This window comes from Stenotrophomonas sp. GD03819 (genome assembly GCF_029841665.1).
In the GTDB taxonomy this organism is placed as follows: domain Bacteria; phylum Pseudomonadota; class Gammaproteobacteria; order Xanthomonadales; family Xanthomonadaceae; genus Stenotrophomonas; species Stenotrophomonas geniculata.
This window is the reverse complement of the sequence record NZ_JAOCEW010000012.1, coordinates 57963-72827: the sequence shown is the minus strand read 5'-3', so window position 1 is coordinate 72827 and position 14865 is coordinate 57963. Positions and strand designations below refer to the sequence as shown.

Genomic DNA, 14865 nt, shown 5'->3' with positions numbered 1-14865 from the left:
CCAAGGTGGGCGTCTACCAGAGCGGGGGCGCGGAGCCCGGTTGGGGATCCGACCCCAGTGCAGGGGCATTTGACGGCGGCCCGGCCAGGCCGCAGAATCGGCGTCAGAAGGGGAGTAGCTCCCAGACGTTGTCGCCGTCATTTCGAGCCCGCAGGCTCCGGTGCAACGGCAGTTCCAGCCGACTGGGACTGCGAGCGAGACCTTCGCCGTACTGGCGAAGCTCTGTCCCTGGATCCCCCTCCCGATCCTCCGTTGCAGATCCTCGCCGTCCGGCCTGGCATTCATCTTTCCAACGGACATTCCCAATGCAGACGATCGGTAACGTGTGGTTGTGGGGCGGCTTCGCAGCGGTGGTGGTCATCGCACTGCTGGTCGACCTCGTGTTGATGCGCCATGGTGGACCGCACAAGGTCACCTTCAAGGAGGCCCTGTGGTGGTCCATCGGCTGGGTCGCGCTGGCCCTGCTGTTCAATGCGGGCCTCTGGTACTACCTGAATGAGACTGCCGGCCAGGTGGTGGCCAACAAGGTCGGCCTCGAGTTCCTGACCGGCTACCTGGTCGAGAAGGCGCTGGCGGTCGACAACATCTTTGTCTTCCTGATGATCATGAGCTACTTCGCGGTGCCGGAGGAACAGCGCCAGAAGGTGCTGATCATCGGCATCCTGGGTGCGATCGTGCTGCGTACGATCATGATCTTCGCCGGCAGCGTGCTGATCAGTCAGTTCCATTGGCTGCTCTACGTGTTCGGTGCCTTCCTGCTGTTCACCGGCTGGAAGATGTGGTTCGCCGCCGGCCAGGAGCCGGACCTGGAGACCAACCCGGCCCTGCGCTGGATGCGCAAGCACCTGCGCCTGCTGCCGGACTACGCGGGCAACGCGCTGAGCGTGAAGCGCGATGGCGTGCGCTGGTTCACCCCGCTGTTCGCGGTGCTGATCCTGATCGCGGTCACCGACGTGATCTTCGCGGTGGACAGCATCCCGGCGATCTTCGCGATCACCACCGACCCGTTCATCGTGCTCACCTCCAACGTGTTCGCGGTGCTGGGCCTGCGTGCGATGTTCTTCCTGCTGGCCGGCATGGCCGACCGCTTCCACCTGCTGCCGTATGGCCTGGCACTGGTGCTGGGCTTCATCGGCATCAAGATGATGATCATCGACCTGTTCAAGATCCCGACCCCGGTGTCGCTGGGCGTGGTGGCGGTGATCATCGCCGCCACCGTGGTACTGAGCCTGAAGTACCCGCCGAAGGAAGGCGAAGGCCAGGCCTGAGCCTGACCCGCTGGATGGCGCGGCCGGTGGGATTGTCCCGCCGGCCGTTTCCACTCTCCCGCCGCGGTGGCCTTGGTTTCGCGCCAACCACCGCCATTGCTGAGGTATGAACAACAACGCGCCCCTGCCCGCTGGCGACGTGCCGGCCCCCCGCAATGACCGCTCGCGCATCCTGCGGGCGTTCAATGCCAGCCTGGCTGCCGTGCTGGTGCTGGTGGCCGTGTTCGCGCTGCAGGGCACGTTCGACTGGCGACCGTGGGCGGTCGCGCCGCTGGAAGCCAAGGGCCTGCTTGGCCTGATCGGCGGCCCGATGCTGCATGCCTCGGTCGAGCACATCGTCGCCAACAGCATTGCGATCCTGATCCTCGGCACGCTGGCCGGCAGCGTCTACCCGAAAGCCACCGTTCGCGCGCTGCCCCTGCTCTGGCTGGGCTCGGGCATCGGCGCGTGGATGCTTGGCAATCCGGGCAGCGTGCACCTGGGCGCCAGTGGCGTGACCCATGGCCTGATGTTCCTGCTGGCCAGCCTGGGCCTGCTGCGCCGCGATCGCGCGGCGATTGCCACCGGCCTGATCGGCATGCTGTTCTACGGCGGCATGCTGATGACCATCCTGCCGCACGCCGACGGCGTGTCCTGGCAGTCGCACATGGGCGGCGCCTTCGCCGGCATCATCGCCGCGCTGCTGTTCCGCAACGCCGACCCGCTGCCGCCGCGCCCGCGCTACAGCTGGGAAGACGAGGAAGAAGACAGCGAACCGCTGCCCGACGACGAGCTGGAGCCGCCGTCACCGCAGCGCGTGCCGGTGCTGTGGCAGCCGCGCGAAGGCCAGGACTACGTGGTGATCCCGTTCCGCCGGCCGGACGAGCCGCGCAGCTAGGTGACGGTAGTGCCGGCCGCTGGCCGGCAACCTCATGACCCAGTAGTGGCCGACCTTGGTCGGCGCGGTTGTTGTGTGCCAAACAAGGTTGGCATCTACCAGAGCACACCGGCACCCCGGGTAGCGCCGGCCCATGTCCGGCGGCGTTGATCGCTCAGTTCCCTGCCGCGCCCGTGCCATCCACCGCCTGCCTGCCCAGTGCCGGGTCGTCGGTGAAGAAGGCATCGATGCCGGTGGCCAGGTAGGCACGCATTTCGGCGATCGATCCCTCTGCATTGCGCGCGTTGTCCGCACCCTTGCGCAGGTTGCTGGCCTGGAAGTGGTTCTCCGGGCGGAAGGTGTACGGAATCACCATCAGGCCCACCGCATGCGCATCGCGCACCAGCGTGGTCGGCGTGCCCAGTGCGCCCTTGTCATCCAGCGGAATGATCGAGCGCAGCTCCGGGCCGATGCTGTCGGCGTAGCTGGCGATATCCTTCAATCCGGCCGGCGTCATCATCTGCGCGTAGGTCAGCGTGCCACCGGCCTTGGCGATGTCGGCCGGCTGGGTGTCGCCCTTCCACAGCAGCTGCAGCAGGCGGATGTTGCTGCCACGCGGGATCTTGCCGCGCAGGTAACGCAGGTTGGCGGTCTCGAACGACTGGATGGTGACCGGGCCGACGTTGGTATAGGCGTTGCCGCGCAGCGCGGCCAGCAGCTTGTCTTCCATCGGCAGGCCGATCGACTGGAAGTAGGTCGGGTGCTTGATCTCCGGCACCAGGCCGATGCCGCGGTTGGCGCGGCCGGCCTGCTGGACCAGGAAGGCCAGGATCTCGTCCAGGCTGGCGATGCGGAACTGGCCGTCGTAGGCGGTGCTGCGCAGCTCCGGCAGGCGCTCGCGCGCGTACAGGGTCTTCAGCTCGGCCAGGGTGAAGTCTTCGGTGAACCAGCCGTCGACCTTCTGCCCGTCGATGACCTTGCTGGTGCGGCGGCTGGCGAACTCCGGATGCGAGGCGACGTCGGTGGTGCCACCGATCTCGTTCTCGTGGCGGGCCACCATCACCCCGTCCTTGGTCATCACCAGGTCCGGTTCGATGTAGTCGGCGCCATCGGCGATCGCCTGGGCGTAGGCCGCCAGGGTGTGCTCCGGCAACAGCGCGCTTGCGCCGCGATGGCCGTAGACCGACACCTTGTGCGCGGCCGGGGTGGAGGATTCAGCACTCATGGCCACCGATGGTGCCACGGCCAGCGACAACAGCAACGCACAACCCCACGACTTCACTGCGACTTCCCCAAGCGGTATGTGATGGGCGTCAGTATGCGGCGGCAATGTGACAGGTGGGGGACCTGGGATCGGATCCCCGCAGGGGCTCCGACCTGAGCGCTCCCCCCATTCTTCAAACAATTCTGATTGAAGCGCTGCACGGCCCGCGACTAGCCTCGGATGACCAACAGCGAAGTTGTCAGGGGCAGATCATGAAACAACCGATGTACATGCCGATTCTCAAATGGCGACAGGGAGAGTACCTCGCGGTGGGTCGTACCAGCGAAGGAGTCAAGGATGGGATCTATCCCCTGTTCGAGATCCCGATCGAGCAGTGGGACTTCGAGAACGATGCACCGGCCAAGTCACTCGATGACCACCTGAAGAACGTAGGCAGGCGCCTGAGCAGTAACTGGAAGGCGCGGCGCTGCCTGTTCGATTCGCCCTATCTTGCCGGTGACGACACCATGGCTGACGGCCAGCACCATCTGGAGCGGATTTTCGACCTCACTCGCACCGCAGGATGCCAGGCCATTCCCGTGACCGGCATTGACCGGCATGTCGACTACCAGCAGGCGGTGGCACGCATTGTCGCCCGCGATGATCGTGGCTGCGGATTACGGCTGGTGCCGGATGATCTTGAAGGAGGGCGCCTGGCCCGGATCTCACGGTTGCTGAAACTGTTGGGCGTGGTATCAGGTCAGGTGGACCTGATCCTCGACAGCTCGACCGATGTCGCCGACTCGCCCACGCTGCAGGCATCGACCTGGCAGGCATGGATTGCGGCCGTTCCGGATCTGGCCGACTGGAGATCGATCACCCTCGTGGGGGGTAGTTTCCCTGCCAGCCTGAGCCCCTCTTCAAGCTATCGCCCACATGGCGATGTGAACCGCCGGGAATGGCGCGCGTACACGCGGCTAGCCCGCATGCACTCTGAACGAATGCCGTGGTTTGGTGACTATGGCTGCGCTTCTCCACAGACGGAATTGATGGATCCTCGCCTGTTCGACCCCAACGCCAAGATCAAGTACACGATCGATGATCAGTGGCGGATCGTTGTAGGTACCCAGATCAAGCGCAACGGCCGCGACCAGTACCGTGATCTGTGCCGGCACCTGGTCTCCGATCTGCCGGTGGTCTTCATGGGGCGCGGCTACAGCTGGGGCGATGCGTACATCGAAGACTGCGCAAACAGTGTCACCAGTACCGGGGGAAGCTCGACCTGGCCAACGGTGGCGACCAACCACCATATGACTAAGGTTGTTCGCGACCTCGCCAGTCTGACCGGCGCTTCAACTGTTCCCTGACCAGCGCACGGATTTCCGCAAGACTGTAGAGCTCCGACAGACGTTCACATAGCGCTGCGCGGTTGCCGCGCAGCGCTGATTTTTCAGGCGTCCGCCTGCCGATCAGAGCAGAAATTTCATCGCGCCAGAGCAGTGCTGCGACGGCCGTCGCGCTCACTGATGGATTGAGTTTTGCAGGCCGCACTAGTTCCAGCCTCACTGCGTTGCGCGCTCCACGTGATGCCAGCCTGACCCCCCACCAAGCAGGCAACGTATCCAGGGCATGGTCCAAATGGCGCTTGCCCACCACGATCGTCGCCTTGTCGAGGACATCGGAGTAGAACTGCTGCTGCAATGGAAGTCTCCGCAGGGTGTCGACATCACTCTTGATCTCGTAGCCGTGCAGATGGCCATTGATGACACAGACATCGACCCGGCAGGCGCCGCGCGCAAGCCCCATTTCCTCCACCACAAGCGTGTTCGGATTTGCGACATGCTCAGCAATGACCTTGCCCAGCAGAGCTGATCGCACGTCACTGTCGGTTATCGGGTTCATGGCGGGAATGATATCAAGGAGGTGTCGCGTACAGGATTGAAACCCCCAGCCGTCAGTCATGAGTAAGCGAGGCGGTCAGAGCCCCTTCGGGAATCTGACCTCGGCCCTACTTCCCGATGCAGAAACTGGAGAAGATCCTTCCAAGCAGGTCATCGGCACTCATCTGCCCGGTGATCTCGCCCAGCGCGTCATGCGCCAGCCGTAGTTCCTCAGCAGCCAGTTCCAGGTGCTCATGCGCCAGCTCGCCATCGGCGCGCTGCACGTGTTCCTGCGCACGCTCGATTGCATCCACATGCCGCGTGCGCGCCGAGAACTCGCCATCCACCTGCTCCCCTGCCCCGGCCGATGCGATCGAACGCAGGCGCGCGTGCAGATCCTCCAGGCCGGCACCGGTCGCAGCGGAGACGAACACGCGGTCCGGATCGTCCAGCGCCGGCAGCACATCGAGCAGATCCGATTTGTTGTGGATGTAGACCTTGTGCGGCACCGCTGCCACGGCCTCGCCCAGCGCGGCTTCACCCGCCGCCGGATCGCGCGCATCCAGCACGATCAGGGCCAGGTCGGTGCGCTCGATCTCCACATGGGCGCGGCGCATGCCTTCGCGTTCGATGGCGTCACCGCCGTCGCGCAGGCCGGCGGTGTCGACCAGGGTCAGCTCCAGGCCATCCAGGCGGATGGTCTCGCGCAGGGTGTCGCGGGTGGTGCCGGCGATGTCGGTAACGATGGCGCGCTCGCTGCCGGCCAGCGCATTGAGCAGTGAACTCTTGCCGGCATTCGGCGGACCGATCAGCACGGCATGCAGGCCATCGCGCAGGCGACGGCCACGTTCGGCGTCGCGGCGCAGCAGGGCCAGGTCGCTGCGCGCCTGTTCCAGGCCACGCCGCACCTGCGCGCCACCGAGGGTATCCAGCGGTTCGTCGGCGAAGTCGATGGCCGCTTCCACATGGATGCGCAGCAACACCAGCTGTTCGACCACGGCGTCGATGCGGCGCGAGAACACGCCGTCCAGCGAGCGACGTGCCGCGCGCGCCGCGCGGTTGTCGCCGGCCGCGATCAGGTCGGCGATGGCTTCGGCCTGGGCCAGGTCGAGCTTGCCGTTGAGGAACGCGCGTTCGCTGAACTCGCCCGGCCGCGCCTGGCGCGCACCGAGCGCGATGCAGCGCGCGACCAGTTGCTGCAGCAGGACCGGACTGCCGTGGCCCTGCAGTTCCACCACCTCTTCGCCGGTGAAGCTGTTCGGTGCCGGGAACCACAGCACGATGCCGTCGTCGATGACCTCGCCATCGGCGTCGCGCAGGCGTGCGTAGTGCGCATGGCGCGGGCGCAGTGCAGGCGCACCCAACGCGTTGGCGATGGCCGCTGCGCGCGGACCGGACAGGCGCAGCAGGCCGACACCGCCCGCGCCGGGGGCACTGGCGATGGCCACGATGGTATCGGCGCGGATTGCATCATTCATGGCTCAGAGTTTCTCCAGCTGCGCCCGTGCCTGCGCGGCACCACTGCCCTGCGGCTGCAGCGCCAGGTAGGTGGTGTAGGCCTGCTTCGCCTTCGCCTTGTCGCCTGCGTTGAAGTAGGCATCGCCCAGGTTGAGATAGGCCACCGCACGCGAGGGGTCGATCTTCAGGGTGTTCTCCAGCCAGCGCGCCGCTTCGGCATAGCGCTGCTGGCGGTAGTAGACGAAGCCGAGGTTGTTGGCGGCCTGGGCGAAGTCCGGACGCAGCTTCAGTGCCTCGGTGAACTGGGCTACCGCTTCGTCGTACTGCTTCTCGCGGTACAGCTGCAGGCCGCGGTCATTGGCCTGCTGCGCGCGCTGGCGGTCGGAGGCCGGGCCGGCGGTGGGCACCACCAGCTTGGCCTTGCCGCCCTGCAGGTCGGCCACCGTCACCGGCGCCTGGCTGCCCTTGGCTTCGCTGGCGGCTTCAACCTTGTTGTTCAGTGCGATTGCATCGGCGGTCAGCTGGCGCGTATCGGCGTTGAGGAATTCCTGGCTGTCGGGCACCTGGAACACGAACTCGCCGCCCTGCGAACCCGGCAGGCTGCCGAAGGCCGGGGTCTGGTGCGAAACGGCTGAGACGGCCGGCGCCACGTAGGCGGCCAGTTCGGTACCGGTGATCAGGCCATCGCCGTTGAGATCGCCCTTGCCAGCCAGCGCCTGCAGCAGCACCCAGGTGAACACCGAGTGGCCGTTCGGGCCGGCATCGGCCACCTGCTGGTCGGCGCCGCCGGCGGTCAGCATCTGCCGTGCGCTGCGACGTGCGTTCCCGCGCAGGAACGACGACGAAGAAGGGCCACCACGGGTCAGGCCCAGGCCGCTGTAGCAGGCATCCATCACGAACATCACGTGCTTGGCCTGCATGCTCTCGGCAATGTTCTGGATGTCGGTCATTGCGATGGCGTCGGTGGCGAACTCCTTCGGGTCCGAATCGACCGGAATGATGTAGCCCAGGTCACGCCCGGAGGCGAGCTGGCGGGTGGCGCCGTGGCCGGCAAAGAACACGAACACGCGGTCGTTCTTTCCGGTGCGGTCATCGGCCAGGCGGTCGTGGAAGGCGGCCAGGATGTTGTTGCGCGTGGCCTGCTCGTTCTTCAGCACGATCACCTGCGAAGACGGGAAGCCGAACTGCCCGGTCAGGGTATCGGCCACCGCCTGCGCATCGTGGCTGGCGTATTCCAGCTTTGGCCACTTGGCGTAGTTGTCGATGCCGACCACGATCGCCCACGACTTCTCGTAGCCGGTGGTGACGGTGGCGGCGCTGGTGTCACCCTTGCGCGCGCGGGCGACGGTGAAGTCGCGGCCATTCCACCCGGCGAACTGGTAGCCATCAGCGATCAGCCGGTCGAGGATCTGCGGCAACGCCTTCACCGCACGGTCGTGGATGTCATGGAACAGGATGATGCCGCGCTGTTCCTTGTTCACCTGGTCGAGCACGCGCTGCACGATCGATTCCGGCACCGGGTCGGCCCAGTCCATCGAATCGATGTTCCACATGATCGACTTCAACCCGGCTTCGTTGAGCAGCTGCAGGCCTTCGGCATTACGCGCGCCATAGGGGAAGCGGAACAGCGGCGCGCGCTTGCTGTCGACATCCTTCAGCAGCGTGTCGGTGTCCAGCACCTGCTGGCGCAGCGCATCGCCGGTGGTACGCGACAGCTGCGCATGGGTCAGGCTGTGGTTGCCGACGGCGTAGCCCTCTTCCATCAGGTTGCGGCTGATCTTCGCCATCGGCCCGAGGCTGACCTTGCCGTCGGTCTCGACCTTGCCGAGGTTGCGGCCGACCTCGAAGAACACGGCCGGTACGTCGTAGCGCTTGAGGATGGCCACCACTTCATCGGTATAGGCTTTGTGCGGGCCATCGTCGAAGGTCAGCACAACCGTCTTCGGCGGCAGGTCGCGGCCGAAGATCTCGCGTTCGCTGTCCTTCATCGACATCGGGTACGGCTCGATCACGCCGTAGTCGCGCAGGATCGCTTCGCGGCTGTAGTGCTTGTGCAGGTGGGCGATGTAGTCGTCCCACTTCTCGCGCTTCAGTTCGATGGCACGGGTGCGCTCGAAGCGGCTGAAGATGCGGGTCAGTTCCTGGTTGTAGTTGCGCTCGATCTCGTCCAGCGCCTCCAGGTCTTCGCCGATGCGCTGGTGCAGCTTCACTGCCGGCAGCGACGAATCGGTGCCGACGCGCTCATGCAGATCGCGCAGCACTTCTCGGAAGGCCAAGCGGTCGGCGTCGAACAGCTCCGGCGCCGATTCGATGTAGTCCAGCACGGTGCCGAGGGTGGCGAAGCGCTGCGGGCTGCTACCACGCAGCAGCGTGTCGAACTGCGCGGCGATGGCGCTGCGCTGTTCCAGGCCGTCGTGGAACAGCTGCTGGCCGATGCGGGTGGAGGTGCTGCGATCGGCCGCCGACTGCTGTTCCTCATCGGCCAGCAGCACGACGATCCGGCGATAGCCATCGAGCTGCTTCTGCAGCGCGGCCAGCAACGGCGCCGCGGCCGGATCGGCGGCGGCCGCGGCCTGCGCGCTGGGCTGGGTGACGGTGGTCGCCGGCGCCTTCGCATCCTTGTCGCCACAACCGGCAACGACCAGGGTCAACAACAGCGAGGGCAGGAACAGGCGGAACGACGACGCACGCGGCATGGCGGACTCGATGGATGCGGGATCGGTGTGCCGGCGATTCTAACGCCGGATGCGAAAAGCCCGCCTTGCGGCGGGCTTCTGCTGGGGTCAGCCGGCCAGCGGCCGGCTCTACCGATTACTTCTTTTTGACCGGGGCCGGCGCGGTGGTGGCCGGGACCGGCTCGCCGCCATGGCGCTTGGTCATCCACCACTGCTGCAGCAGGCCCAGGCCGCCGTTGACCACCCAGTACAGGACCAGGCCGGACGGCATGAAGGCCATCATGACGCCGAACACCAGCGGCATGAACTGCATCATCTTCTGCTGCATCGGGTCCATGCCCGGTGCCGGGGTCAGCTTCTGGGTGAACCACATCACCGCCACGTTGATCACCGGCAGGATGAAGTACGGGTCGCGTGCGGTCAGGTCCTGGATCCAGCCGAACCAGGGCGCCTGGCGCAGTTCGACCGATTCCACCAGCACCCAGTACAGGGCGAAGAAGATCGGCATCTGGATGAGGATCGGCAGGCAGCCGCCCATCGGATTGATCTTTTCCTTCTTGTACAGCTCCATCATCGCGGTCTGGAACTTCTGGCGATCATCGCCATAGCGTTCCTTCAGCTGCGCGATGCGCGGCTGGAAGCGACGCATCTTCGCACCGCTCTTGTACTGGGTCGCCGACAGCGGGTACAGCACCAGCTTCAGCAGCACCACCAGGCCGACGATCGCCCAGCCCCAGTTGCCCACCAGCTTGTGCACCTGGTTCAACACCCAGAACAGGCCCTGGCCGATCACCGCCATCATCGAGAAGCGGCTGTAGTCGACCACGCGGTCCAGGCCCGGCACATCTTCCTTGGCGATCAGGTTGACCAGCTTCGGGCCGACCCACAGGCGGGCTTCGGTGCTCGTGGACTGGCCCGGTGCCACGGTGAAGGCCGGGCCACGCGCTTCGATCAGGTCACGACCGGCCACCTGCGACAGCACGTAGTGTGCGGTCTGGTCCTTCTGCGGGATCCAGGCAGTGAAGAAGTGGTGCTGCAGCATCGCCAGCCAGCCGCCGGTGATGTTCTGGTTCAGCGTGCCGTCTTCCAGGTAGTCCTTGAACGCACGACGCTGGTACTTCTTGTCGTTGTCGTACCAGGTGGCACCGTTGAAGCTGAAGGAATCCGGGTTGGTCATGCTCCGCGACAGGATGGTCGGGGTGCGGTCCAGGGTGCGGTAGACGTAGCCGTTCCAGGGAGCGGCACCAGTGTTGCTGACTTCGTCCTTGAAGCGCACGGCGTACTCGTTGCGCGAGACGGTCAGGGTGCGCTTGATGGTCACGCCGTTGTCGGCGGTCCACACAAACGGGATCTGCAGCTCGTTCTGGCCCTTGGCCAGCACGAAGTCCTTGGTGTCACCCACCAGCTTGAAGCCGTCAGCGCCGGGGACCGGGGTGTTCTTGTCTTCGCTGGCCCAGCCACTGATCGCGCTGTACGGATGCGCGGGGTCTTCGGTCAGCAGGCGGACCGGCGGGCTGCCTTCGTCCTTGGTCTGCGGGAACTGCAGCAGCTCGGCGTCGAGCACGCGGCCGCCATCGAGCACCAGGCGCAGGACGTCGGTGGTGACGGTCACGCGCTGGCTGGCCGGGGTGGCGCTGGCCTGCGCCTGCACGGCGGCCTGGCCGGGCGCGCCCGGAACCTGGGCGCTGGGGATGGCGCCCGGGGTTGCGCCCGGAACGCTCTGTGCAGCGGCCGGGGCCGACGTGGTCGTCGGTGCCGGGGTCGGAGCAGCCTTTTCACGGCTCCACTCCATCCACAGCAGCACGGCCACCATCAGCCAGGCAAAAATGAGGAATACGCGGGTCTGGTTCATCAGCGGACAGGCTCGGCGGGGCCGGGACGCGATGCCGGCTCGGTCAAAGAAGGAGTTGCGATGCCATCAGGCGGCGGCATTGTGCCGTCCACGCCCGGCGTGGGCAATGCACGCAGGCGACGCAGCAGGCGCAGGAAGGCCTGGCGGATCTCGTCGTTGCTGGCGGAACGCGCAGCACTACGAGCCACGACGACGAAGTCGCCTGGCTGGATGTCGGTACGTGTCTGACGCAGGATGTCGCGCAGGACGCGCTTGATCCGGTTACGCCCGACGGCGTTCGGATCAACCTTGCGGGAAACCGCCAGACCCAGCCTGGCCGGCCGGTCAGCCGGCAGCCAGTGCAGGGTCATCAGCGGATCGGACACACGGCGGGCGCCGTTGAAGACCGTTGAGTATTCGGCACGCGTGCGGACCCGCGCAGAGCGAGGGAATCGCTTGCGCGGGTCTGCAGTATTCACTGTCGAAGGGATTGCGTCTGCCGCGATGTGCGGCATGGCAATCAGGCGCTCAGGACTTTGCGGCCCTTGGCGCGGCGACGCGACAGGATCTTGCGGCCGTCAGCGGTCTTCATACGGGCACGGAAGCCGTGGTCGCGCTTACGCTTGAGGTTGCTGGGCTGGTAGGTGCGCTTCGTGGCCATTGGGGGCCTCTCGTATGAATGGGACGGAAAGAACCGGAAATTCTAGAGAGGTACCCCGCCCCAAGTCAACCCCTGGCAGCTACGCGAATTCACTGGGCTGTGCAATAGCTGTGGATGTTTTTGTGAATAAGTAGGGGACAAGCATTCCGAAGGCGGGCGCTCGGTGGTAGTCTGAGCCATCCATTTCCCCCCTTTCCGGCCTGTGTTTGGGCGCCTTGTCGCGTCCATGCCCCGGCCACCGGACGATTATTGCTGATGGATGCTTGGTCCCGTAGTCTCGAGCGCCTCGAAGCGGAGTTCCCGCCGGAAGACGTTCATACCTGGTTGAAGCCGCTGCAGGCCGATCTGCGCGTGGACAGCCTGGTGCTGTATGCACCGAATGCCTTCATCGTCGACCAGGTCCGCGAGCTGTATCTGGCCCGGATCCGCGAACTGCTGGCGCATTTCGCCGGCTTCAGCGACGTTTTTCTTGAAATCGGCTCGCGCCCGCGCCCTGTGGAGGCGCAGAACGCGCCGGTTTCCGCGTCATCGGCGCATGTGTCCAGCGAACCGCAGGTGCCGTTTGCCGGCAACCTGGACAATCACTACACGTTCGCCAACTTCGTGGAAGGCCGCAGCAACCAGCTGGGCCTGGCCGCCGCCTTCCAGGCAGCGCAGAAGCCGGGCGACCGCGCGCACAATCCGCTGCTGCTGTACGGAGGCACCGGCCTGGGCAAGACCCACCTGATGTTCGCTGCCGGCAACGCCATGCGCCAGGCCAATCCGGGCGCGAAGGTGCTGTACCTGCGTTCTGAACAGTTCTTCAGCGCGATGATCCGGGCCCTGCAGGAAAAGACCATGGATCAGTTCAAGCGCCAGTTCCAGCAGGTCGACGCGCTGCTGATCGATGACATCCAATTCTTCGCCGGCAAGGACCGCACCCAGGAAGAGTTCTTCCACACCTTCAACGCGTTGTTCGATGGCAAGCAGCAGATCATCCTGACCTGTGACCGCTATCCGCGCGAAGTCGAGGGCCTGGAAGCGCGCCTGAAGTCGCGGCTTGCCTGGGGCCTGTCGGTCGCGATCGAACCGCCGGACTTCGAGACCCGCGCCGCGATCGTGCTGGCCAAGGCACGCGAACGCGGTGCCGAGATTCCCGATGATGTTGCGTTCCTGATCGCCAAGAAGATGCGCTCCAACGTGCGCGACCTCGAGGGTGCGCTGAATACCCTGACCGCCCGCGCCAATTTCACCGGCCGCGCGATCACCACCGAATTCGCCCAGGAAACCCTGCGCGACCTGCTGCGCGCCCAGCAGCAGGCGATCAGCATTCCCAACATCCAGAAAACCGTGGCCGACTACTACGGGCTGCAGATCAAGGATCTGCTGTCGAAGCGTCGGACCCGTTCGCTGGCACGTCCGCGCCAGGTCGCCATGGCCCTGACCAAGGAACTGACCGAGCACAGCCTGCCCGAGATCGGCGACGCCTTTGCCGGTCGCGATCACACCACGGTGCTGCATGCCTGCCGCCAGATCCGGACCCTGATGGAAACCGACGGCAAGCTCCGCGAGGACTGGGACAAGCTGATCCGGAAGCTGAGCGAATGATGCACGGATGCCGATGAGGCGTCATCGCACAAAACGGTGCAGAATCCGGTAGCAAGCGCGGGACACGTTGTGGATAAAAATGGCGTTTGAAATCGCTCCGAATTTATCCACAACTTTCCCCACCCCTTTGGGGTCGGTAATACAGAGGGTTTCGAGGTCTGAAATTCTTTTATTTACAAAGACTTAGCGTTGTTTTCCAGCGATTCTGTCTCTACCAGCACCACCAAGCTTTTGATTTATTCCACATTTTTTAAAGCATAGGGGCACGGAACCACATGCGTTTCACACTGCAGCGCGAAGCCTTTCTCAAGCCGTTGGCACAGGTCGTCAACGTGGTCGAACGCCGCCAGACCCTTCCGGTTCTGGCCAATTTCCTGGTCCAGGTGCAGAACGGCCAGCTGTCGCTGACCGGTACCGACCTGGAAGTGGAGATGGTGTCGCGGATCGCGGTTGAAGACGCCCAGGACGGCGAAACCACCATTCCCGCCCGCAAGCTGTTCGAGATCATCCGCGCCCTGCCCGACGGCAGCCGGATTACCGTCTCGCAGACCGGTGACAAGATCACCGTGCAGGCCGGTCGCAGCCGCTTCACCCTGGCCACCCTGCCGTCCAATGACTTCCCGTCGGTGGACGAAGTGGAAGCCACCGAGCGCGTGGCCATCGGCGAAGCGACCCTGAAGGAGCTGATCGAGCGCACCGCGTTCGCGATGGCCCAGCAGGACGTGCGCTACTACCTCAACGGTCTGCTGTTCGACCTGCGTGGCGATGCACTGCGCACCGTTGCCACCGACGGCCACCGTCTGGCCCTTTGCGAAACCGACCTGGCCAAGCCCAGCGGTTCGAAGCGCCAGATCATCGTGCCGCGCAAGGGCGTGACCGAGCTGCAGCGCCTGCTGGAAAGCGGCGATCGCGAGATCGAGCTGGAAGTCGGCCGCAGCCACGTCCGCGTCAAGCGCGACGATGTCACCTTCACTTCGAAGCTGATCGATGGCCGTTTCCCGGACTACGAAGCGGTGATCCCGATCGGTGCCGACCGTGAAGTGAAGGTGGATCGTGAAGCACTGCGTGCCTCGCTGCAGCGCGCCGCGATCCTGTCCAACGAGAAGTACCGCGGCATTCGCGTGGAAGTCTCGCCGGGCAACCTGAAGATCAGCGCGCACAACCCGGAACAGGAAGAAGCTCAGGAAGAGATCGAGGCCGACACCACGGTCAGCGATCTGGCCATCGGCTTCAACGTGAACTACCTGTTGGATGCCCTCTCCGCCCTGCGCGACGAGGAAGTGATCATCCAGCTACGCGACTCCAACTCCTCGGCGCTGGTGCGTGAATCCAGCAGCGAGAAGTCGCGCCACGTGGTGATGCCGCTGCGTCTCTGACGGAAACGCTGTTTCACGTGGAACCCAGAAGCGCCCGGGACCTCCCGGGCGTTTTTTTATGTTCCACGT

At 65.0% G+C, this 14865-nt stretch carries 12 protein-coding genes; 5 read left to right on the top strand and 7 right to left on the bottom strand.

What is annotated here, in order from left to right; all coding sequences use genetic code 11:
• The first annotated feature begins 305 nt into the window (after positions 1–305).
• Both N5D45_RS09160 and N5D45_RS09155 read left to right on the top strand, forming a co-directional pair.
• Positions 306–1268 carry a TerC family protein gene (locus tag N5D45_RS09160; RefSeq protein WP_010487446.1) on the top strand — a complete coding sequence of 321 codons (963 nt, stop codon included), beginning with the start codon at positions 306–308 and terminating at the stop codon, positions 1266–1268.
• 106 nt (positions 1269–1374) lie between these two features.
• The gene (locus tag N5D45_RS09155) at positions 1375–2145 is read left to right on the top strand and encodes a rhomboid family intramembrane serine protease (protein ID WP_279938798.1); all 771 of its coding nucleotides are present in this window, start codon (positions 1375–1377) and stop codon (positions 2143–2145) included.
• Positions 2146–2299: 154 nt separating this feature from the next.
• Here N5D45_RS09155 and N5D45_RS09150 read toward each other — a convergent pair whose 3' ends face one another.
• Complete coding sequence (locus tag N5D45_RS09150) at positions 2300–3406, bottom strand: glycerophosphodiester phosphodiesterase (protein WP_057503114.1); 1107 nt, start codon at positions 3404–3406, stop codon at positions 2300–2302.
• A 194-nt stretch (positions 3407–3600) separates the two neighbouring features.
• Here N5D45_RS09150 and N5D45_RS09145 point away from each other — a divergent pair, with 194 nt between their 5' ends.
• Complete coding sequence (locus N5D45_RS09145; protein WP_279938796.1) at positions 3601–4695, top strand: beta family protein; 1095 nt, start codon at positions 3601–3603, stop codon at positions 4693–4695.
• Here the strand turns inward: N5D45_RS09145 and N5D45_RS09140 are convergent.
• The 6 genes from N5D45_RS09140 to rpmH all read right to left on the bottom strand — a co-directional run bounded on the left by N5D45_RS09140 (position 4643) and on the right by rpmH (position 11833).
• Positions 4643–5230: a sce7726 family protein gene (locus N5D45_RS09140; RefSeq protein ID WP_080264262.1), complete on the bottom strand. Its 588-nt coding sequence runs from the start codon at positions 5228–5230 to the stop codon at positions 4643–4645. The two genes, N5D45_RS09145 and N5D45_RS09140, sit on opposite strands and share 53 nt — an antisense overlap.
• Before the next feature lie 106 nt (positions 5231–5336).
• A complete protein-coding gene (mnmE, locus tag N5D45_RS09135; protein ID WP_049480380.1) occupies positions 5337–6686 on the bottom strand; it encodes a tRNA uridine-5-carboxymethylaminomethyl(34) synthesis GTPase MnmE in 1350 nt (449 codons plus the stop codon).
• Between the two features lie 3 nt (positions 6687–6689).
• The gene (locus N5D45_RS09130) at positions 6690–9362 is read right to left on the bottom strand and encodes a polysaccharide deacetylase family protein (RefSeq protein WP_279938794.1); all 2673 of its coding nucleotides are present in this window, start codon (positions 9360–9362) and stop codon (positions 6690–6692) included.
• A 115-nt stretch (positions 9363–9477) separates the two neighbouring features.
• Complete coding sequence (gene yidC / locus N5D45_RS09125) at positions 9478–11193, bottom strand: membrane protein insertase YidC (protein WP_043397705.1); 1716 nt, start codon at positions 11191–11193, stop codon at positions 9478–9480.
• Positions 11193–11687 (bottom strand): ribonuclease P protein component, encoded by a 495-nt coding sequence (rnpA, locus tag N5D45_RS09120; RefSeq protein ID WP_021203275.1) that lies wholly within the window; start codon positions 11685–11687, stop codon positions 11193–11195. Before rnpA ends, yidC begins: the two co-directional genes overlap by 1 nt.
• Before the next feature lie 5 nt (positions 11688–11692).
• Complete coding sequence (gene rpmH / locus N5D45_RS09115) at positions 11693–11833, bottom strand: 50S ribosomal protein L34 (protein WP_005411729.1); 141 nt, start codon at positions 11831–11833, stop codon at positions 11693–11695.
• Positions 11834–12088: 255 nt separating this feature from the next.
• Here rpmH and dnaA point away from each other — a divergent pair, with 255 nt between their 5' ends.
• Positions 12089–13420, top strand: coding sequence for a chromosomal replication initiator protein DnaA (gene dnaA, locus N5D45_RS09110; protein WP_049453872.1), 1332 nt, complete (start codon positions 12089–12091; stop codon positions 13418–13420).
• 275 nt (positions 13421–13695) lie between these two features.
• Entirely contained in the window at positions 13696–14796 is a 1101-nt protein-coding gene (gene dnaN, locus N5D45_RS09105; RefSeq protein ID WP_005411731.1) for a DNA polymerase III subunit beta, read from the top strand.
• The last annotated feature ends 69 nt before the right edge of the window (positions 14797–14865 follow it).

Coding starts and splice junctions, on each gene's coding strand:
- N5D45_RS09160 (WP_010487446.1), top strand. CDS start 306: ATGCAGACGATCGGTAACGTGTGGTTGTGGGGCGGCTTCGCAGCGGTG.
- N5D45_RS09155 (WP_279938798.1), top strand. CDS start 1,375: ATGAACAACAACGCGCCCCTGCCCGCTGGCGACGTGCCGGCCCCCCGC.
- N5D45_RS09145 (WP_279938796.1), top strand. CDS start 3,601: ATGAAACAACCGATGTACATGCCGATTCTCAAATGGCGACAGGGAGAG.
- N5D45_RS09140 (WP_080264262.1), bottom strand. CDS start 5,230: ATGAACCCGATAACCGACAGTGACGTGCGATCAGCTCTGCTGGGCAAG.
- mnmE (WP_049480380.1), bottom strand. CDS start 6,686: ATGAATGATGCAATCCGCGCCGATACCATCGTGGCCATCGCCAGTGCC.
- N5D45_RS09130 (WP_279938794.1), bottom strand. CDS start 9,362: ATGCCGCGTGCGTCGTCGTTCCGCCTGTTCCTGCCCTCGCTGTTGTTG.
- yidC (WP_043397705.1), bottom strand. CDS start 11,193: ATGAACCAGACCCGCGTATTCCTCATTTTTGCCTGGCTGATGGTGGCC.
- rnpA (WP_021203275.1), bottom strand. CDS start 11,687: ATGCCGCACATCGCGGCAGACGCAATCCCTTCGACAGTGAATACTGCA.
- rpmH (WP_005411729.1), bottom strand. CDS start 11,833: ATGGCCACGAAGCGCACCTACCAGCCCAGCAACCTCAAGCGTAAGCGC.
- dnaA (WP_049453872.1), top strand. CDS start 12,089: ATGGATGCTTGGTCCCGTAGTCTCGAGCGCCTCGAAGCGGAGTTCCCG.
- dnaN (WP_005411731.1), top strand. CDS start 13,696: ATGCGTTTCACACTGCAGCGCGAAGCCTTTCTCAAGCCGTTGGCACAG.